This window comes from Sphaerisporangium corydalis (assembly GCF_025506355.1).
GTDB lineage: Bacteria > Actinomycetota > Actinomycetes > Streptosporangiales > Streptosporangiaceae > Sphaerisporangium > Sphaerisporangium corydalis.
Map to the genome: position 1 here is coordinate 104,728 of NZ_JANZYP010000012.1, position 17,771 is coordinate 122,498.

The following is a 17,771-nucleotide window of genomic DNA, read 5'->3' on the forward strand; positions in this document are numbered from 1 at the left end:
CTCCCGCCGGGCCCCCAGGGCGGCTCGCGGGGGGCGGCTCGGACGCGGCTTGGAGTGACCCCCGTCATAGGGCATGCGGGGCGGTCCGCGGGCCTGGGACGGTCTGCGGGCGCTTGACGTGATCGAGGCGTACTGAAATATTGCCACTTGCAATAAGCGAACGTGCACTAATGAAGACTGCCTCACCCCATCGCGGGCCATCCCCAGAGAGCGAGATGAGCAGATGACCATCGCCCATGACCCCGGGCCGATCCTCGACCTGTTCGCCAGGGCCGCCGCCGCGTGGGCGGCCGGCGACGCCACGGCGTACGGCGAGCTGTTCACCGAGGACGCCGAATACATCACCTGGTTCGGCCAGCGGATCCGCGGCGCGCGGGAGATCGCCGAGACGCACCGAGCGCTGTTCGCCAAGATCCCCATGGGCGGCCAGGACGGCCCCGCCCCGGAACCGTCCATCCGCTTCCTGCGGCCCGGCGTCGCGGTGAGCGTCACCGTCGCCGAGTCGCCGGTGCGCGAGCCCGGACAGCCGGGCGCCACGAGCGTCGTCACCCACGTGGCCGTCGAGCAGGACGGCGCGTGGCGGATCGCCTCCTTCCAGAACACCCGCGAGACCCCGATCCCGGGCTGGGACGGTTCCCCTGGGCCTCGGCCGTGAGCCGCCGCAGTACGGTCGCCGAGGCCAGCGACGTGATCCGCACCCCGCTCGACAAGGTGCTCGACCTGGTGATGGCCGTCCGCCCCGGGCGCGTGGGAAGGGACAACCTCTGGCTGCTGGCCGACGGCGTCAGGGAGTTCGTCCTCAGCGGGGGCCCGGAAAGGTTCGACGCCCACTCCGGCGGCCAGCACCTGCTGTACATCGACGTCGACCGCGCCCGCCGCACCATCGGAGTCCAGGGCCACTGGTGGTACCGGGGCGAATACAGCTTCGACCCGGACAACGCGGGCACCCGGGTGACGTACCGGGTCCTCAACGTCGCCCCCCACCTGCGCTGGGCCGTACCCCTGGCCAACCGGCTGTTCGTCGGCTACAGCGACTCCGTACGGCGGGCCGTCACGGGCCTGGCACGAAAGATCGAGGAGAACGGATGATCCTTGTCACCGGCGCCACCGGCCACGTGGGCCGCGAGCTCGTCACGCGGCTGCTCACCGCGGGGGAGCGGGTCCGCGCGTTCACCCGCGACCCGTCCCGCGCCAGGGGCGTGCTCCCCGCCGGGGCCGAGGTCCTCGGCGGCGACCTCACCACCGGCGACGGGCTGCCGGACGCGCTGCGCGGCGTGGACGGGGTCTTCCTGTTCCTGGACGCCACCCGGTCGGCGACCGGCGCCGCCGGCCCCGCGGCGACCATGATCGCGGCGTCCGGGGTGACGCGCGTGGCGGCGCTGTCGTCGGCCTCGGCGGCCGGCGACCCCGGCAACCTGATCGCCGCCGGGCACCTGATCGCCGAGGCCGCGCTGGCCGACGCCGGTCTGGCGGCGACGCTCCTGCGTCCGGGTGAGTTCATGTCCAACGCGTTGCAGTGGGCCCCGGCGATCCGGTCGGGGGAGGTCCTGCGGATCCCGTTCCTCGACCTGCGGTCGGCCGTGGTCGACCCGGCGGACATCGCCGCCGTCGCGAGCGTGTCGCTGCTCCGGCCCGGACACGAGGGCAAGATCCATCCCATCAGCGGCGGGGAGTACCAGAGCGCGCGCGACCGGGTGGGCACCCTGGCGCGGGTGCTGGACCTCGACATCACCGTGGAGGAGGTGTCCGAGGCCGAGCACGTCGAGCGGATGAGCCGCTACATGCCCGCGTTCGTCGTCGAGGCCGTGCTCGACCTGGTGCGCCAGGCGCGGGAGCTGAACCTGCCGGAGAAGGACTGGCTGTTGCCGACGGTGCGGGACCTCACCGGGCGGGCGCCGAGGACGTTCGCCGAGTGGGCCACCGGCCACGCGGCCTTCTTCCGGCCCTGACCCGCACGGTCTTCCGGCCGGTTCTGACCTTCCGGCCCTGACCCGCCGCAGCGCCGGAGTCGGCCGGGAAAAACGAAATCCCCAGGTCGGCTGACCTGGGGATTTCGGAGGGTGGGCGATACTGGGATTGAACCAGTGGCCTCTACCGTGTCAAGGTAGCGCTCTCCCACTGAGCTAATCGCCCTCGATGAGAATCAGAGCGGACGACGGGATTCGAACCCGCGACCCTCACCTTGGCAAGGTGATGCTCTACCACTGAGCCACGTCCGCACGATCACTCGGAAAACGGTTCCCGAGCGATGCCTGTACAACTTTACCGGATCTCGCAGGTGCGTGATCCCGCAGAGGTGGAGACGGGATTTGAACCCGTGTACGCGGCTTTGCAGGCCGCTGCCTCGCCTCTCGGCCACTCCACCAGGATTTCCGAGCGGACGACGGGATTCGAACCCGCGACCCTCACCTTGGCAAGGTGATGCTCTACCACTGAGCCACGTCCGCGTGAAAACCGGGGAGCGATCCCCGGCCACGCAAAGACTCTAGCGCGTCCGGCGACTCGGTGTGCGCAGTCGGCGGCGCGAGCCGTAGGTGAACGCCAGGTTTCCGATCGCCCCGCGCGGGGCGGGCGATCGGCGGCGATCAGCCCGTCCCGCGCGCCGCCGCGGCCTTGATCGTCCACATCAGGTCCTCCAGGTCGGCGCGGAACTCCGCGTCCCAGTCCACGGCGGCGTCCAGGTGGGCCGCGAGCCGGTGGTGCGCGGGCAGGTGGCCGGGTTCGGGCCCGCCGCGCCGGGAACGGGCGTCCGCCGACCCCGCCGAGAAGCGCCCGCCGGCCTCGGACACGGCGAAGCCGAGCACGAACGTGCTGACCAGGCGTTCGACCCTCGGCACGTGCGCCTCGGGGACGCCCGCGTCCAGCAGGGCCTGGTAGAGCAGGTCGACGACGAGGACGGCGGCGGGGGTGACCGAGGGCCGGGAGAACAGCAGGGGGAACACGGCGGGATGCCTGCGCGCGGTGTCCCGGGCGCCGTTGGCGATCAGCTCCAGCCGTTCCTCCCAGGGCGCGGACGGGTCCGGCGCGGGCAGGTCGGACAGCAGGAGTCCCACGAGGGCGTCGAGCAGCGCGTCCTTGCCCTCGAAGTAGCCGTACAGCGCCATCGGTGTGACGCCGACGCGCTCGGCGACCGTGCGCATCGACACCGCGTCCAGCCCTCGCTCGGCGGCGATGGCCAGCGCGGCGTCCAGGATCTCGGGCCGGCGCTCGGTCTTGATCTTCCGTTTCCCCACTTGCCGCAGTCTACACCGTAGAGTAGTCTACGGTGTAGATTAAGAAGGGGTGGGCCGATGCTCAAGGTCACAGGGCTGGTCAAGCGGTTCGGCGCGACCCTCGCGCTCGACGGGTTCTCGCTGGAGGCCCGCGCCGGGGAGATCGTCGGGCTGGTGGGGCACAACGGCGCGGGAAAGACGACCTTCGCCGAGGTCGCGTCCGGGCTGGTCAAGCCGGACGAGGGGCAGGTGACCGTCGGCGTGCCGAGGGCGGAGACCGGGTTCGCCCCGCAGCGGCTCGCCCTGTACCCGAGCCTGACCGTGCGCGAGACGCTGCGCCTGTTCGGCGGGCTCGCGGGCCTGCGGCGGCGCGCCCTCGCCCGCGCGATCGACGAGATCGCGCAGTCGCTCATGCTCACGGGGTTCCTCGACAGGCACGTCGGGGTGCTGTCCGGCGGGCAGCAGCGGCGGGCCCAGGCCGCGACCGCGATGCTGCACCGCCCGGCGCTGCTGATGCTCGACGAGCCCACCGCCGGCGCCGATCCGGAGACCCGCAAGGCCCTGCTCGACGCGGTCGCCGCGCGGGCCGCCGAGGGGGCGGCGGTCGTGTACACCACGCACTACCTCCCCGAGCTGGCCGACCTCGGGGCGACCCTCGCCGTGGCCAGGGCGGGCAGGATCATCGCGCGCGGCACCGCCGCCGAGCTGCTCGGAGGGCTGCCGGGGGAGGTGCGGCTGAGCATGGACGACGAGGAGATCCGCGTCACCACCACCGATCCGACCGCGACGCTGGCCGAGTTGCTCGCCGGTCTCGACCGGCCGGTGCGCGCGATCGACGTGCGGCGGCCGTCCCTCGACGACCTGTACCGGGCGGTGGCCCATGCGGCATGACCCGCTCCACCGCGTGGCCGTCCTCACCAGGCACAACACGATCCTTCGCCTGCGCGACCCCGGCCATCTGATCAGTTACCTGGTCATGCCGATGGCGCTCATGCTGGTCCTCAAGCCCCTGTACGGCGGCTCGATGACCGAGGGCCCGACGCAGGCGGTCACCGGCATGCTGGTGATGTTCTCGGTCCTGTCCCTGTCGATCGTGGGGACGGCGACGCTGAGCGAGCGCACCTGGCACACCTGGGACCGGCTGCGCGCGACGCCGGCCAGGCCGATAGAGCTGCTGGCGGGCAAGGCCATCCCGGTCTTCGTGATCCTCGCCGTGCAGCAGGCGATCCTGCTCGCGTTCGGCTCGGCGGTGGTCGGCATGCCGGTGACCGGTCCGGTGCTCCTGCTCGCGATGGCGGTCGCCGTATGGGGGTTCGCGCTGCTCGCGATCGGCACGGCGGTGGCGGCGCTGGTCCGCAGCCAGGGCGAGCTGAGCGCGGTCTGCGACGTCGGGGCCATGGCCGTCAGCACGCTCGGCGGCGCGTTCGTGCCGGTCGCGATGATGCCGCCCTGGGCGCAGGCGATCGCGCCCGCTTCGCCGGGATACTGGGCGGTCTCCATGCTCCAGGCCGCCGTCCGGGGCGACGTGGCGGCGACGCTCCGGCCGGCGGGGATCCTCGCCGCGCTGGGCGTGGTCGCCGGCACGGCCGCGTGCGTCGCGCTGAGCCGGGGCTGGGGACGCAGCAGACTGCTCTGAGGGCCGTCACGAGCCAGGGATCGCGTATATCCTGCCCGATTTCGGGCAGGATTCTTGGCGTGCCATCGTTTTCCTGCGTAAAGTCCTCGCCTGTGTCCACGGCACGGCATTCCTACGATGATCTGATCGCGCACCTTACCCGGACGACGCCGCTCGGGCCAGGAGAGGCGGCCCGCGTGGTGGCGGAGGTGGTGGCGTACTTCTCCGAGTCCGTCGAGGAGTTCGTCCGGCGCCGCCACGGCGAGCTCAGGGCCAGGGGCCTCACCAACGACCAGATCTTCCCCGGCATCGCCGGTGAGCTGACCGCCCGCCGTGTCGCGGCACCCGAGCTGTCCCTGCGCCAACTGCGCCGCATCGTGTACGGCTAGCGCCAAGGAGATCGAAATGTGCGGAATTGTCGCCTATATCGGACCGAAGGATGCGGCGCCGATCCTCCTGGAGGGTCTGCAGCGCCTCGAATACCGGGGCTATGACTCGGCCGGTCTGGTCGTCAGCAACAAGGGGCTCAAGGTACGCAAGGTCAAGGGCCGGGTCGCCGACCTCGCGGCGGTCGTACCGGGCAGGTTCAAGGGCGGCCTCGGCATCGGGCACACCCGCTGGGCCACCCACGGCGTGCCCAACGACGTCAACGCCCACCCCCACCTCGACGGCAAGGACCGCATCGCCGTCGTCCACAACGGGATCATCGAGAACGCCGACGAGCTGCGCGCCAAGCTAGTCGCCGACGGCGCCGTCTTCCTGTCCGAGACCGACACCGAGGTGCTCGCCCACCTCATCGGCCGTACCGTCCAGGACACCGACTCCCTGGAGGAGGCGGTCAGGAAGGCGCTCAAGAGCGTCGTCGGCACGTACGGCATCGCGGTGATCGACGCCGAGCGCACCGGCGAGATCGTGGTCGCCCGCAACGGCAGCCCGATCGTCATCGGCATCGGCGAGAAGGAGATGTTCTGCGCCTCCGACGTGGCGGCCCTGGTCCGCTACACGCGGCAGGTCGTCCACCTGGAGGACGGCGAGCTGGCCGTGCTCAAGGCCGACGGGTTCCACACCTTCACCATGGACGCCCGCGCCACCTCCAAGGAGCCGCTGACCGTCGACTGGGACGCCGGCCACTACGACACCGGCGGCTACGAGCACTACCTGCTCAAGGAGATCTCCGACCAGCCCGAGTCGGTGGCCCGCACGCTGCGCGGCCGGCTCGACGCCCGGTTCAACATCGCCCACCTCGGCGGCCTCAACCTCGACCCCCGCGAGACCCGCGCCTTCCGCCGCGTCAAGATCATCGGCTGTGGCTCGGCCTACTACGCCGGCCAGATCGGCGCCCAGCTCATCGAGGAGCTGGCCCGCATCCCCGCCGACGCCGAACCGGCCTCCGAGTTCCGCTACCGCAGCCCCGTCGTCGAGCACGACACCCTGTACGTCGCGGTGAGCCAGTCGGGGGAGACCTACGACACCCTCGCCGCCGTGCAGGAGCTCAAGCGCAAGGGCGGGCGGGTGCTCGGCGTCGTCAACGCCGTCGGCAGCGCCATCGCCCGCGAGGTCGACGGCGGCGTCTACCTGCACGCCGGGCCCGAGGTGTCGGTCGCCTCCACCAAGGCGTTCACCTCGACGGCCGTGGCGTTCGCTCTGATCGCCCTGCACTTCGGCCGCGTCCACGACCTGTCGCCCGCCGACGGGCGGCGCATCGTCGAGGGCCTGCGCAGGCTGCCCGACCAGATCGAGGAGATCGTCAAGCAGAGCGACGCCATCGAGGCGCTCGCCCAGAAGTACGCCACCAACCCCAGCATGATGTTCGTCGGCCGCGTGCGCGGCTACCCGGTCGCCCGCGAAGGCGCCCAGAAGCTCAAGGAGATCTCCTACGTGCACGCCGAGGCGTACCCGGCGAGCGAGCTGAAGCACGGCCCGCTGGCGCTGATCGGCCCCGACATGCCGACCGTCGCCATCGTGCCCGACGACGAACTGCTCGACAAGAACCTCACCACGCTCGGCGAGATCCGCGCCCGGGGCGGCAAGGTGCTCATGGTCGGCCACCGCGTGCCCGACAGCAAGCTCGCCGAGGACGTGATCGTGGTGCCGAAGAACGAGGTCGAGCTGGACCCCATCCTGCTCGGCATCCCCCTCCAGCTCCTCGCCTACCACGCCGCCGTCGCCCTCGAACGCGACGTCGACAAGCCCCGCAACCTCGCCAAGAGCGTCACCGTCGAGTGACCCCGCCCCCGGGGCCGACCAGGTGCGAGGGCGACATAAGGTCGTCGCGTGAGCAACCTGGAACGGGAACCCCGGGAGACGGTGTGCGGCGGCCGGGCCGCCGCCGGCGAGGGTCCGGTACGCGAGCTGCTGCCCGGCCGCGACGTGGTCCTCGGGGGACCGAGGGGCATGAAGGTCACCAGGACCCTGCCGAACCGCGACCGCCGGATGGTCGGGGCCTGGTGCTTCCTCGACCACTACGGCCCGGAGACGGCGGTCATGCGGGTGCCGCCGCACCCGCACAGCGGGCTGCAGACCGTGAGCTGGCTGCTCGAAGGCGAGATCCTCCACCGGGACAGCATCGGCAGCGAGCAGCTCGTCGACCCGGGCCGGCTGAACCTGATGACCGCGGGCCGCGCGATCTCCCACTCCGAGGAGTCGGTGCGCGAGGGCGTGCTGCACGGGGTGCAGCTGTGGGTGGCCCTCCCGGAGGGCGCCCGGCACATCGAGCCCGCCTTCGAACACCACCCCGTCCTGCCCGTGCTGACCGGCCTCGGCGTGCGGGTGACCGTCATCGTGGGCGAACTGGCCGGCGTCACCTCGCCGGCCAGGATCCACACCCCGCTGGTCGGCGCCGAACTGACCTTCGACGACCAGTCCCACCTCACCCTCCCCCTCGACCCCGCCTTCGAATACGCCCTCCTCACCCTCACCGGCGCCATCGACGTCACCGACCCCGAAACCGACCCCGCCGCCAAGCCGGGTCCAGCCCCCGCGACCGCCCCCGCCACCGCGACCGCCCCCGCCACCGCGACCGGCTCCGCCATTGCGACCGGCCCCAGCGGGGAGATCGGCCCCGCCGCCGAGATCGGCCCTGGTGCCGAGCCGGACGACACGAAGGCCGCCGCCGAGCCCGGGGAGGCCGAGTCCGGTGAAGATCCTCTTGAGCCCGGTCCGCTGCTCTACCTGGGCTCCGGGCGGTCCGAACTGACCTTCCGCGCCCGGCGTCCCAGCCGGGTGCTGCTCCTCGGCGGCGAGCCGTTCGAGGAGGAGATCGTCATGTGGTGGAACTTCGTCGGCCGCAGTCACCAGGAAATCACCGAGTTCCGCGATGAATGGTCCAAGGGCACCGACTTCGGCACCGTAACCGCCTACGACGGCCCACCCCTCCCGGCCCCCACCCTCCCCGCCACCCCCCTCAAACCCCGAGGCCGCCACCGCTGACCAGCACGGGCAAGTGAACTATGGGCGTTTTCTTTGCACCCGCGCCTCGCGAGGCCTGACCGGGGGAGTGGGCGATTTTGTGATGGGTTATGCCACTGCTAGGGCCGTGTGGGTCGGGGGGAGGCCGAAGGTGGGGAACAGGCGGGTGTCGAGGAAGTTCGCGACGTGGGTGATGCCGGAGGCCTTGACGGTCAGTACCTGGAGGGCGAAGGCGCGCAGTTCGCCGTGCTCGTCGCGCATGTACATCGCGAACGCGGGTTGGCCGTTGGCCTCGACCGGGACCAGGCGCAGGCCGCCGGGGCGGGCGGGGCACCGGGCGTGGAGGTGGCGGCCGACGGGCTCGGGGCCGTGGTACCAGGCGGCGAACGGCGGCATCTCCCAGACGATGTCGGAGGTGAACAGCTCGAGTATGGCCGGGATGTCCTTGCGCTCGAAGGCGGCGACGTAGCGGTCGAGCAGCAGACGCTGGTCGAGGGACTCGGGCTCGGCCATCTCGTCCTCGACCGGCGCCGAGCGGTCGAGCTGGGCCCGGGCGCGCTGCAGACTGCTGTTGACGGCGATCGTCGTGACGCCGAGCAGCTCGGCCACCTCCGCCGCCCGCCACTGCAGGACGTCACGCAGGATCAGGACGGCGCGCTGCCGGGGCGGCAGATGTTGCAGGGCCGCGATCAGGGCCAGCCGGATGCTCTCGCGCGAGGTGACGATCGTGGCGGGGTCGGACCGCGCGGCGCCGACCATCGCGTCCGGCACCGGCTCCAGCCACGCCACCTCGGGAAGGTCGACCAGGGGGTCGTCCGGGTCGGAGCCGGCGGTGCCGAGGCCGGTCGGCATCGGGCGCCTGCCCCGGCTCCGCAGCGCGGTGAGGCAGGTGGTGGTGGCGATGCGGTAGAGCCAGGTGCGCAGTGAGGAGCGCCCCTCGAACCGGTCGTAGGCGCGCCAGGCCCGCAGGTAGGTCTCCTGTACCAGATCCTCGGCGTCATGGATCGAGCCCGTCATGCGATAGCAGTGGGCCAGCAGCTCCCGCCTGAAGGGGTCCGCCAGACGCGGGAACTCGTCCACCTGCTCGTCCGCCATGACCATGACGCTCGCTCCTTTCCCACCTGAGGACCCCCCGCGCCTCGTTCGCGCCGGTGAACGGCCTCCTCACGTGCCATTCCTGTATAGACGAGACCACCGACAAAACCACAACCCCACCGACCGGCCGAAGACGCACGGCGCCGATGGGAAGGGGACCGGCCTGGGCGGCCGGTCCCTGGCGGCTCCCTCGGGAAGGTGGTGGGGGTCAGCGGGGGACGCCCCAGTTGGCGACCGAGGAGATGCGGTCGTTCCACCCGATGGACCCGAGGTCGCCCCAGGCGTGCCCGTCCGCCGGGTTCCCCGTGTACGCCGGGGAGAAGAACGAGCTGCCTCCCCAGTTGATGTGCTCGTAGTACGTCACGTTGCAGTCGGTGGCGGAGATGGAGCTGATGGTGTCGTTCCAGTCGCTTCTCGACCAGATGGGGCCGTGGTAGACGCGGGTGAGGTCGTTGTAGCCGAACCCGGCGCTCAGCCAGAACCAGTCGCCGTCGAAGTTGTGGTGCTGGAACATCTGCACCTGGCCCTTGGTGAACGGGGCGGACGCGCTCGCCGCCGAGGTCGCTCGCTCCTGCTCGCGCAGCAGCGACGACACCCACAGGGCGGTGCGCAGCGGCTGGTCGTCGGTGAAGGCGAGCAGGCGCGGCTCACCGCCGGCGCCCCGGCTCGCCACGAAGTGCAGGGGCTGCCCGTCGAAGCGCCGCAGGTCCTCGGGGGCGTGCTCGACGCCGTCCACGACCACGGCCATGGACGGCGGGCGGTGGACGGAGCCCTCGGACGCGGACGCGGCGCCCGGCCAGGCGGGCTCGGCGGGCACGGGGGCGGCCGACCGGGGCGCGCTGAGCGTGTGCCGGATCAGCGACTCCAGCGTGGTGATGCCCTGCTCGCGCAGGACGTCGAGCACCTCCTGCTCGTGGAGCTCGCCGACGTGCTCGGAGAACGCCAGGAAACGCTCGACGTTGCGACGGGTCTCCGTGGTGAACTGCTGGGTCGTCACGGTCCATCTCCTTCGTCTGTGCCAGGACCCCGGCGGCCGGGATCCGCCTCGGAGCGGGCGGGGCATGTCGTCCCGCCTGGGGGAACAGCGGGACGTTATCATAAACGTAATCGTCTGACTACTTTGAGTAACGAAGATGGTACGGGAGTATGGGCCCGGCAATGCGAGTGTTTCGAAGTGGCAAAGTGGGACGCGAGAGGATGGCCGATGTGAGCGTGCGTGCCGTGGTCGCCCCGCTGGTGAGCGGTGCCACCTACCGGCGCGGGGTCCACCTGCTGCTCGGCGGCGTGCTGCTGCTGCCGTACGTCCTGGCGGGGGCGGCCTTCGCGCGGGCGCTGGCCGGGGAGCGGACGCCGCGCGGCCTGGTCCTGCCGGTCATGGCGCTGACCGTCCTGATCGCGGCCGTGCCCCCCTTCCTGCGGGGCACGCGCGCGCTGGAGATCGTCGCCGCGCGGTCGCTGCTCGGCGTCCCCCTGCCTGATCCGCCCGCCTCAGCGGGTTCCTGGCGGGAGGAGCGGGAGACGCGGCTGCGCGCGGCGCTGTGGTTCACCGTCCATCTCGCGATCGGCGGCGTTGTGGTCACGCTGGTGCTCGTCCCGCTGGCGCTGGGCGTGGTCCTCCTCGTCCAGCGGTTCGGCATCGCGGGGGAGGTGGTCGCCGGCGTCCGCGTCGGGCCGCTGGACGAGCACGACCCCGGGTGGCTGTCTCTGGCGGGCGCCGTGCTGCTCGTCGGCGTCCTGTACGCCGTGGCGGGCCTCGGGGCGCTGGCGGCGGTCATGGCGCCCGTCCTGCTCGGCCCCTCGCCGGCCGAGCGGATCGCGGCCCTCGAGGCGCGGGCGGCGCGGATGGCCGAGCGCGACCGGCTGGCCCGCGAGCTGCACGACTCCATCGGGCACGCGCTGACGGTCACCACTTTGCAGGCCGCGGCGGCGCTGCACCTGCTCGACACCGACCTCGGGTTCGCCCGCCGCGCCCTGGTCGCGATCGAGGACGCGGGCCGGGCCGCCACCGAGGACCTCGACCGCGTGCTCGGCATGCTCCGCGACGGCGGCCCAGCCGACCGCGTGATGTACCAGATGCCGGACGATGGGGCGCCGGCCCCTGGATCGGCCGGCGGCCCGCCGCAGCGGCCGCCCGACGACGGGCCGCGCCACCGGCTGGCCGACCTGGACCGTCTGGTGGCGCACTCGCGCGGCACCGGGGTCGAGGTCCGCACCCAGGTCGAGGGCTCGGTCGCCTCCCTGCCCCCCTCGGTGTCCGCGGAGGGGTACCGCATCATCCAGGAGAGCCTGACGAACGTGCTCCGGCACGCGGGCCCGGTGCCGGTGGCGCTGCGCGTCGCCGTCGACGGCCGTACGCTCGCGATCGAGGTGGCCAACCCGGTCACCGGGGACGCGCCCCGGCGCGAGGGCGGGCGCGGGCTGGACGGCATGCGCGAACGCGTCGCCCTGCTCGGCGGAGCCATGACCGCCGGCCCGGACGACGGCCAGTGGCGCGTCTCGGTCCGGCTTCCGGCGGGAGACGCGTTGTGAGCGGGAGACCCGTTGTGAGCGGGGGATCCGGTGTCGAGCGGGGCTTTCGTCGTGAGTGCAGGGATCTGGCGCTCGGCGGGGGTTTCGTCGTGAGTGGGAGGATCAGGGTGTCGGGCGGGGGTTCGGGATGAGCGCGGACATCCGGGTGGGGATCGTCGATGACGAGGAGCTGGTCCGGGTGGGGTTGCGGGTCATCCTCGACGCCCAGCCCGGCCTCACTGTGGTGGGTGAGGCGGCCGACGGCGCCGAGGTCATGGACATGGTGGCCCGCACCCGTCCCGACGTCCTGCTCATGGACGTGCGGATGCCCGCGATCGACGGCATCGAGGCCACGCGGCGGCTGCTCGCCGCGTCGGCCCGGCCGCCCAGGGTGCTGGTCGTCACCACCTTCGAGAACGACGACCACGTGTACGAGGCGCTCCGCGCGGGCGCCAGCGGGTTCCTGCTGAAGCGCACCCGGCCGCCGGAGGTCGTGGAGGCGGTACGGGTGGTCGCGCGCGGCGAGTCCCTGGTCTTCCCCGCCGCGATCCGCCGGCTGGCCGGCGCGTACGGCGGCGCGGGAGCGGGCGGGCCCGCCGGCGACCGGCTCCGGCGGGCCCGGCTGACCGAACGGGAGGAGGAGGTGCTGCGCCTCATGGCCACCGGCCTGTCCAACGCCGAGATCGCCGCCCGGCTGACAGTGGGGGCCGAGACGGTCAAGACGCACGTCGGCAACGTGCTCACCAAGCTCGCCGCCCGCGACCGCACCCAGGCCGTGATCGTCGCCTACGAGTCCGGCTTCGTCAGCCCGGTCGGATGACCGAACCCTCGCCCCCGTCAGGAGCACGGGTCCGGTCCGCCGGCTCTGGGGTGGTTTGTTAGGCCGGTTGGGCGGGGGGTGCCGGGTCGCAGCGGGAGATGAGCTGGTCGCACATGTCGGCCAGGGCGTCGCGGGCGGGTGAGGCGGGCAGCGGGAGCAGGGCGCGCCTGGCGCGGTCCGCGTAGCGCTCCACTTCGGTGCGGGCCTCGGCGAGCCCGGGGGAGCGCTGGAGCAGCCGCGTCACGGTGGCCAGGTCGCCCGCGTCGGTGATGGGCCCCCCGGCCAGCATCCTGCGCAGCCGGGCCGGCCTGTTCCTGAGCCGCCCCTGGCCACGGCCTCGCACGCGCAGGGCCCGCAGCACCGGCAACGTGGCCACACCCTGACGCAGGTCGGCGTTGGCCGGTTTGCCCGCCCGCGCGGTCGGCTGGGTGACGTCCAGGACGTCGTCGGCGAGCTGGAAGGCGATGCCGAGCGCCTCACCGTAGGCCCCCAGCGCCTCAAGGTGGCCGGCGGGCGCGCCCGCGGCGTGCGCCCCCAGCCGCGTCGCGAGCGTGAACAGGGCCGCGGTCTTGTCGGCGATCACGCTCATGTAGTAGCGCTCCGGGTCGGCGTCCGGCCCCGCGCCCACCGTCTCGCGGAGCTGCCCGGTGACCAGCCGGGTCAGCATGCGGGCCTGCTCCTCCGCAGCGGCCGCTCCCAGCGGCGCCGCCAGCTCGGCGGCCCTGGCGACCAGATAGTCACCGGCCAGGATGGCCACGCGGTTGCCCCACTTGGCGTTGATGCTCGGCACGCCGCGCCGGGTGGCCGCCTCGTCCATGACGTCGTCGTGGTACAGCGAGGCCACGTGCATGAGCTCGACGGCCGCCGCGGCGCGGACGACCTCGGGACGGTCGGGGTCGCCGAACCGCGCGGCCAGGAGCACCAGCGTGGGCCGCACCCGCTTGCCGCCCGCCGCGAGCAGGTGCGTGGCGACGGTGGTCAGGAACGGGTCGCCGGGGGTGTCCAAGGTGGTGCGGAGCAGGTCCTCCACGGCGTCGAGCGAGCGGCGCGTCCAGGCGGCGAGGGTGTCGTCGGTGATGGTCGGCACGGCCGCTCAGCCCCGTCGTCCACGAGCCGCGCGGGCGCCGCGCCGCCGCGTTCCGCGGCCGGGGGCGTCCGGGGACGTCGGCAAGAGCGATGTGGAAGGCAAGGTGTCCCCCTTGGTGGAAAGCGCGGAAGATCCGCACACCTCACGATCGCGCGATCACCCACCCCGGCGACTCCCCCCGGCACGGGAACCCCCTCCCCCGTACGGGGGAGAGACCCTGGACAGCGGGATTCCGGTGGTTCCAACAGGTCACTGGCCTGATCTGGTTAAGGGCCTCACTCCGCTCGGGCCGTGCTCTGAGGGCTTCGCCGGGTCCTTGCCAGGTCGTAGCCGCCTTGATACCGCGAAGCTCCAAGAAGACAGTCCGAGCGGAGCGAGGCCCTTTGTTCAGGAGTCGGTGGTGGAAAGGGCGAGGCGGCGTTGCTCGGCTTCGACGATCTCGCGGGCCAGGGACTGCTCGGAGACGTCGAGGGCGTCGGGCGCCGACTCGGCCAGGTCGCTGCGCCGGGCGTAGGCGTCGAAGAGCCTGCTCTTGGTGCGGAGGATCTCCAGCATGCGCTGGTCCACGCTGTCGGCCGCCAGGATGCGGTGGACCTGGACCTTGCGCACCTGTCCCATGCGGTGGGCGCGGGCGACGGCCTGGCTCTCCATGGTCGGCTTGACCTGGGGCTCGCAGAGGACGACCACCGAGGCCGCCTGCAGGTTGAGCCCCACGCCGCCGGCCTGGATCTGGCAGAGCAGCACCGCGTGCCCGTCGGCGCCGGTGAACTCGTCCACGATCTCCTGACGCCGGGCGGGCGGCAGCCCTCCGGAGATCGGCCCGTGAACCCGCCCGGCGGCTCCCCGGGCCGGGTCGGCGGCGTCCTGGATCGGGCCGGCGGCTCCCCAGACAGGGCCGGCGGCTCCCCAGACAGGGCCGGCGCCTCCCCGGACCGGATCGGCGGTGTCCCGGGTCGGCTCGGTGGCGTCCTGGGTCGGGCTCACGGCTTCCGGGGCGAGGTCGCCGGTGGGGTTCGCGGGGGTGAGGGCGGTTCGGACGGTGGACAAAACGTCGCGGAAGTAGGAGAAGACGACGACCTTCAGTCCGGTGCCCGCCGCCTCCTCCACGATCTCGCACAGCCGTTCGAGCTTGGCCGACTTCTCCGGGACGGCGTACGCGGCGCGGCGCATGGCCATGAAGTTCCCGGCCGCCACGGCGGCCCGGTAGGCGTCGGAGTCGGCCGCGCTGAGCTCCTCCCACTCGTCCACGTGCACCAGATCGGGCAGTTCGGTGAGCACGTCCTGCTGGTTGCGCCGCAGGTAGGCGGGGGCGACGGCGCGGCGGAACGCCTCCGGGCCCGCGGCGGCGTCGCTGGCGCGGATCTCGGGGACCATCTCGGGCCGCAGGTAGCCGACCAGGGTGCGGAACTCCTCGACGCGGTTCTCCATCGGGGTCCCGGTCAGGAAGAGCACCCGGCCGGTGCGTGCGCACCACCGGGCCACGGCCAGGGACCGCCGGGCCTCGGGGTTCTTCACATAGTGCGCCTCGTCGACCACCAGCATGCCGAGCGTCACCTCGGCGGGGACCTCCAGCCGGTGCAGCGCGTCGATCGTGGTCACCGCGACCCCGCCGCCGCGCACCCATTCCGCCAGGGCGCCCGTACGGTCCGACCCGTGCACGCGGAAGGGCCTGAGGGTGCTGCGCGTCTCGATCTCGCGGCACCAGTTGATCAGCACGCTGGCCGGGCAGGCGACCAGGAAGTGGGTGTGGCCCCCGGCCCGGAGGTGCGCGAGGGCGGCGATGGCCTGGATGGTCTTGCCGAGCCCCATCTCGTCGCCGAGGATCACCCGGCCCTGGGCGAGGGCGAAGCGGGCGCCGAACGCCTGGTAGCCGCGCAGCGAGACCCGCCGGTGGGTGTCGTCCAGCGCCTGGGCGTTGACCCGGGCGGACAGGTCGCTCGGGACGAACCCCTCAGAGGCGACCCGGTCGGGTTCCAGGGCGGCGATCTCGGCGAGCAGGCTGTAGTACTCGGGCGCCTGGATCTCGAAGTCGATCCACGCCTCGACGGCCTGGACGGGCGGGCGGAGCAGGTCCACGGCGGCCTGGGCGAGCAGCATCCGGGTGCCGCTCGCGGCCGATTCCGCCAGGAACGCGCCGATGCGCGCCAGCGACTCCCGCGCCCGCTCGCGTCCCGCGCGGCCGGCGAGCATCATCCGCAGCCACCCCTGGGCGGGCCGGGCGCCGGGCAGCAGCGGGGTCAGCCTCGCGTCGACCGCCGTGGCGGCGTCGCAGGCCCGCGTGAGGTCGGGGCCGGCGGTCACCAGCCGGTTCAGCGCGACCAGCAGCGCCGTCGCCCGGGGGTCGCGCCGCTCGACGTCGATGCGCAAGGTGACGGTCTCCTCGGCGGCGCGCGCGATCTGCCCGGCGGCGGCGATCACCTGGGCGGCGGTGCGGGCGCCGACGCCGGGGACGAGCTGGAGCGCGTACGGGGTGGCGTCCAGGACGTCCTTGACGGTCGCGTAGCCGGCCTGCTCGATCGCGCCGAGGCGCAGCCGCCCGCCGGTGACGTCCTTCAGGCGGGCGACGGGGATGGCGGCCAGCTCGTCCCTGGCCAGCTCCGCCCGCAGCCCGGCCAGGGCCCGCTGGACCTCGTCCCTGGCGCGCGCGTGGTCGGCGAGCAGGGTGCGGGACTCGGAGAGGAGGCGGCCGGCCTGGAGCAGGATCGCCCTGGCCTGCCTGGTGGTGGGCGCCCGCGCCTCCCCGGCCGTCACCTCGCCCACATCTCCGCCCTTCGCCGCGACTGGGTCACATGATTACACGTGCCGGGCACGCCGCGGCCACAACTCGTGTGCGAGGCCGCCAAACTGGGCATTTAGTCTTATATCGGGGGAAAGGGCGTTAACGATGCGTCGACGGCAGGTGCTCGCGCTCGGCGCCGGGCTCGTCACCCTGGCCGCCGGCTGCGGAAGCGCCACCGGCTCGCGCAAGCTCGCCTCGACGTCCCTGTCGATGATGGTCCCCGGCCCGTACGGAGGCGAGGCGGACCGGCTCGCCCGCTCGCTCACGGGCGCGGCCGAGCGGGACGGCCTGGTGGGACGCCTGCGGGTGGTCGACCGCCCGGCGCGCGCCGCGCTGGCCGAGTTCACCCGGGCGCGCCGCGCCGACCAGGTGCTGCTCGCCGAGCCCGCGCTGGTCTGCACCGTGCCCCCGGTCCGGCAGGCCACGGCCTTCGCCGGGACCACCCCGCTGGCCCGGCTCTGCGGCCAGTGGGAGGTGCTGGTCGTCCCGGCCGCCTCCCGCCTCGCGACGTTCGGGGCCTTCGCCGACGCCATGCGGCGCGACCCGGCCCGGGTGGCGGTCGGCGGCAGGGCCGAGGGCGGGGTCGACCACCTGCTGTTCGGCATGCTCGCCCAGAGCCTCGGCGTGGACGCCCGCACGCTGCACTACGTGGCCTACCCGACCAGCGCCGAGGCGGTCACCGCGCTCGCCGGCGGGCGGGTGGCGGCGGCCCTCGGCGGCCACGCCGGAGTGCGCGACCGCGTGCGGACAGGGGAGCTCCACGCGCTCGCGGTCTCCTCGCCCGACCGCATCCAGGGCGTGCGGGCCCCGACACTGCTGGAGTGCGACGTCCACCTGTCCTGCGCCGACTGGCGCGGCCTGCTCGGCTCGGCCGACCTGCCCGACGAGGACCGGGCGGCCCTGTCCGGCCTGTGCCACGACGTCGCCGAGTCGGCCCGCTGGACCGAGCTGTGCGCGCGCGACGGCTGGACGCCGCTCTACCTGGAGGGCGAGGACTTCCGCCAGTGGCTGCGCGTGGAGACCGCCCGGCTGGGCCGCGCACTCGGCGACCTCGGCCTGCGCGTGTGACACGGCCCTTACCGTGACTCCGGCCTGCGCGTGTGACACGGCCCGCACGGGTGACACGGCCCTTACCGTGACCCTCGTCCTGCGCGTATGACGCATCCTTCGCCTAGGGGGAGGGTGGCGGTACGTGACGACCTCGAACACAACCTGTAGGGGTTGTTGTGCGGGTGGCCACTAGATGT

At 73.0% G+C, this 17,771-nt stretch carries 16 protein-coding genes and 4 tRNA genes; 11 read left to right on the forward strand and 9 right to left on the reverse strand.

The window, feature by feature from the left end; all coding sequences use genetic code 11:
• Positions 1-223: 223 nt before the first annotated feature.
• The 3 genes from NYZ98_RS11600 to NYZ98_RS11610 are packed head-to-tail and all read left to right on the forward strand — an operon-like array spanning position 224 to position 1,949.
• Positions 224-655: an SgcJ/EcaC family oxidoreductase gene (locus NYZ98_RS11600; protein WP_262842627.1), complete on the forward strand. Its 432-nt coding sequence runs from the start codon at positions 224-226 to the stop codon at positions 653-655.
• Positions 652-1,089, forward strand: a complete 438-nt coding sequence (locus NYZ98_RS11605) for an SRPBCC family protein (RefSeq protein WP_262842628.1) — start codon at positions 652-654, stop codon at positions 1,087-1,089. The genes NYZ98_RS11600 and NYZ98_RS11605 overlap by 4 nt, the downstream gene beginning before the upstream one ends.
• Entirely contained in the window at positions 1,086-1,949 is an 864-nt protein-coding gene (locus NYZ98_RS11610) for an SDR family oxidoreductase (protein ID WP_262842630.1), read from the forward strand. Before NYZ98_RS11605 ends, NYZ98_RS11610 begins: the two co-directional genes overlap by 4 nt.
• Positions 1,950-2,061: 112 nt before the next feature.
• Here the strand turns inward: NYZ98_RS11610 and NYZ98_RS11615 are convergent.
• The 5 genes from NYZ98_RS11615 to NYZ98_RS11635 all read right to left on the reverse strand — a co-directional run bounded on the left by NYZ98_RS11615 (position 2,062) and on the right by NYZ98_RS11635 (position 3,233).
• Positions 2,062-2,133 (reverse strand) — tRNA-Val (locus NYZ98_RS11615).
• Between the two features lie 14 nt (positions 2,134-2,147).
• Positions 2,148-2,219 (reverse strand) — tRNA-Gly (locus NYZ98_RS11620).
• A 75-nt stretch (positions 2,220-2,294) separates the two neighbouring features.
• A tRNA-Cys gene (locus NYZ98_RS11625) sits at positions 2,295-2,365 on the reverse strand.
• Positions 2,366-2,375: 10 nt separating this feature from the next.
• Positions 2,376-2,447, reverse strand: a tRNA-Gly gene (locus NYZ98_RS11630).
• Between the two features lie 138 nt (positions 2,448-2,585).
• Complete coding sequence (locus NYZ98_RS11635; RefSeq protein WP_262842631.1) at positions 2,586-3,233, reverse strand: TetR/AcrR family transcriptional regulator; 648 nt, start codon at positions 3,231-3,233, stop codon at positions 2,586-2,588.
• Between the two features lie 57 nt (positions 3,234-3,290).
• Here NYZ98_RS11635 and NYZ98_RS11640 point away from each other — a divergent pair, with 57 nt between their 5' ends.
• From NYZ98_RS11640 to NYZ98_RS11660, 5 genes are all read left to right on the forward strand, one after another.
• Entirely contained in the window at positions 3,291-4,103 is an 813-nt protein-coding gene (locus NYZ98_RS11640) for an ABC transporter ATP-binding protein (RefSeq protein ID WP_262842632.1), read from the forward strand.
• On the forward strand, positions 4,093-4,848 hold the full coding sequence (locus tag NYZ98_RS11645; protein WP_262842633.1) for an ABC transporter permease: 756 nt from the start codon (positions 4,093-4,095) through the stop codon (positions 4,846-4,848). The genes NYZ98_RS11640 and NYZ98_RS11645 overlap by 11 nt, the downstream gene beginning before the upstream one ends.
• A 92-nt stretch (positions 4,849-4,940) precedes the next feature.
• A complete protein-coding gene (locus NYZ98_RS11650) occupies positions 4,941-5,216 on the forward strand; it encodes a hypothetical protein (RefSeq protein WP_262842634.1) in 276 nt (91 codons plus the stop codon).
• Between the two features lie 16 nt (positions 5,217-5,232).
• Positions 5,233-7,053, forward strand: coding sequence for a glutamine--fructose-6-phosphate transaminase (isomerizing) (gene glmS, locus NYZ98_RS11655; RefSeq protein ID WP_262842635.1), 1,821 nt, complete (start codon positions 5,233-5,235; stop codon positions 7,051-7,053).
• Positions 7,054-7,101: 48 nt separating this feature from the next.
• Positions 7,102-8,256 (forward strand): pirin family protein, encoded by a 1,155-nt coding sequence (locus tag NYZ98_RS11660; RefSeq protein ID WP_262842636.1) that lies wholly within the window; start codon positions 7,102-7,104, stop codon positions 8,254-8,256.
• 87 nt (positions 8,257-8,343) lie between these two features.
• Here the strand turns inward: NYZ98_RS11660 and NYZ98_RS11665 are convergent, their stop codons facing one another.
• A complete protein-coding gene (locus NYZ98_RS11665; protein ID WP_262842638.1) occupies positions 8,344-9,336 on the reverse strand; it encodes a sigma-70 family RNA polymerase sigma factor in 993 nt (330 codons plus the stop codon).
• A gap of 202 nt (positions 9,337-9,538) precedes the next feature.
• Positions 9,539-10,327, reverse strand: coding sequence for a peptidase inhibitor family I36 protein (locus NYZ98_RS11670; protein ID WP_262842639.1), 789 nt, complete (start codon positions 10,325-10,327; stop codon positions 9,539-9,541).
• Between the two features lie 209 nt (positions 10,328-10,536).
• On the opposite strand from NYZ98_RS11670, the gene NYZ98_RS11675 reads away from it, so the two are divergent.
• The gene (locus NYZ98_RS11675) at positions 10,537-11,859 is read left to right on the forward strand and encodes a sensor histidine kinase (RefSeq protein WP_262842640.1); all 1,323 of its coding nucleotides are present in this window, start codon (positions 10,537-10,539) and stop codon (positions 11,857-11,859) included.
• Positions 11,860-11,986: 127 nt separating this feature from the next.
• Positions 11,987-12,658, forward strand: a complete 672-nt coding sequence (locus NYZ98_RS11680) for a response regulator transcription factor (protein WP_262842641.1) — start codon at positions 11,987-11,989, stop codon at positions 12,656-12,658.
• A gap of 58 nt (positions 12,659-12,716) precedes the next feature.
• Here NYZ98_RS11680 and NYZ98_RS11685 read toward each other — a convergent pair whose 3' ends face one another.
• Both NYZ98_RS11685 and NYZ98_RS11690 read right to left on the reverse strand, forming a co-directional pair.
• Positions 12,717-13,745 carry a polyprenyl synthetase family protein gene (locus tag NYZ98_RS11685; RefSeq protein ID WP_262842642.1) on the reverse strand — a complete coding sequence of 343 codons (1,029 nt, stop codon included), beginning with the start codon at positions 13,743-13,745 and terminating at the stop codon, positions 12,717-12,719.
• A 387-nt stretch (positions 13,746-14,132) separates the two neighbouring features.
• Complete coding sequence (locus NYZ98_RS11690) at positions 14,133-16,505, reverse strand: DEAD/DEAH box helicase (RefSeq protein ID WP_262842643.1); 2,373 nt, start codon at positions 16,503-16,505, stop codon at positions 14,133-14,135.
• A 124-nt stretch (positions 16,506-16,629) separates the two neighbouring features.
• On the opposite strand from NYZ98_RS11690, the gene NYZ98_RS11695 reads away from it, so the two are divergent.
• Positions 16,630-17,592 carry a Bug family tripartite tricarboxylate transporter substrate binding protein gene (locus tag NYZ98_RS11695; protein ID WP_262842644.1) on the forward strand — a complete coding sequence of 321 codons (963 nt, stop codon included), beginning with the start codon at positions 16,630-16,632 and terminating at the stop codon, positions 17,590-17,592.
• Positions 17,593-17,771 lie beyond the last annotated feature (179 nt).

Excerpts from the sequence above, each read along its gene's own strand:
- NYZ98_RS11600 (WP_262842627.1), top strand. The coding sequence starts at position 224 with ATGACCATCGCCCATGACCCCGGGCCGATCCTCGACCTGTTCGCCAGG.
- NYZ98_RS11610 (WP_262842630.1), top strand. The coding sequence starts at position 1,086 with ATGATCCTTGTCACCGGCGCCACCGGCCACGTGGGCCGCGAGCTCGTC.
- NYZ98_RS11640 (WP_262842632.1), top strand. The coding sequence starts at position 3,291 with ATGCTCAAGGTCACAGGGCTGGTCAAGCGGTTCGGCGCGACCCTCGCG.
- NYZ98_RS11645 (WP_262842633.1), top strand. The coding sequence starts at position 4,093 with ATGCGGCATGACCCGCTCCACCGCGTGGCCGTCCTCACCAGGCACAAC.
- glmS (WP_262842635.1), top strand. The coding sequence starts at position 5,233 with ATGTGCGGAATTGTCGCCTATATCGGACCGAAGGATGCGGCGCCGATC.
- NYZ98_RS11665 (WP_262842638.1), bottom strand. The coding sequence starts at position 9,336 with ATGGTCATGGCGGACGAGCAGGTGGACGAGTTCCCGCGTCTGGCGGAC.
- NYZ98_RS11680 (WP_262842641.1), top strand. The coding sequence starts at position 11,987 with ATGAGCGCGGACATCCGGGTGGGGATCGTCGATGACGAGGAGCTGGTC.
- NYZ98_RS11695 (WP_262842644.1), top strand. The coding sequence starts at position 16,630 with ATGCGTCGACGGCAGGTGCTCGCGCTCGGCGCCGGGCTCGTCACCCTG.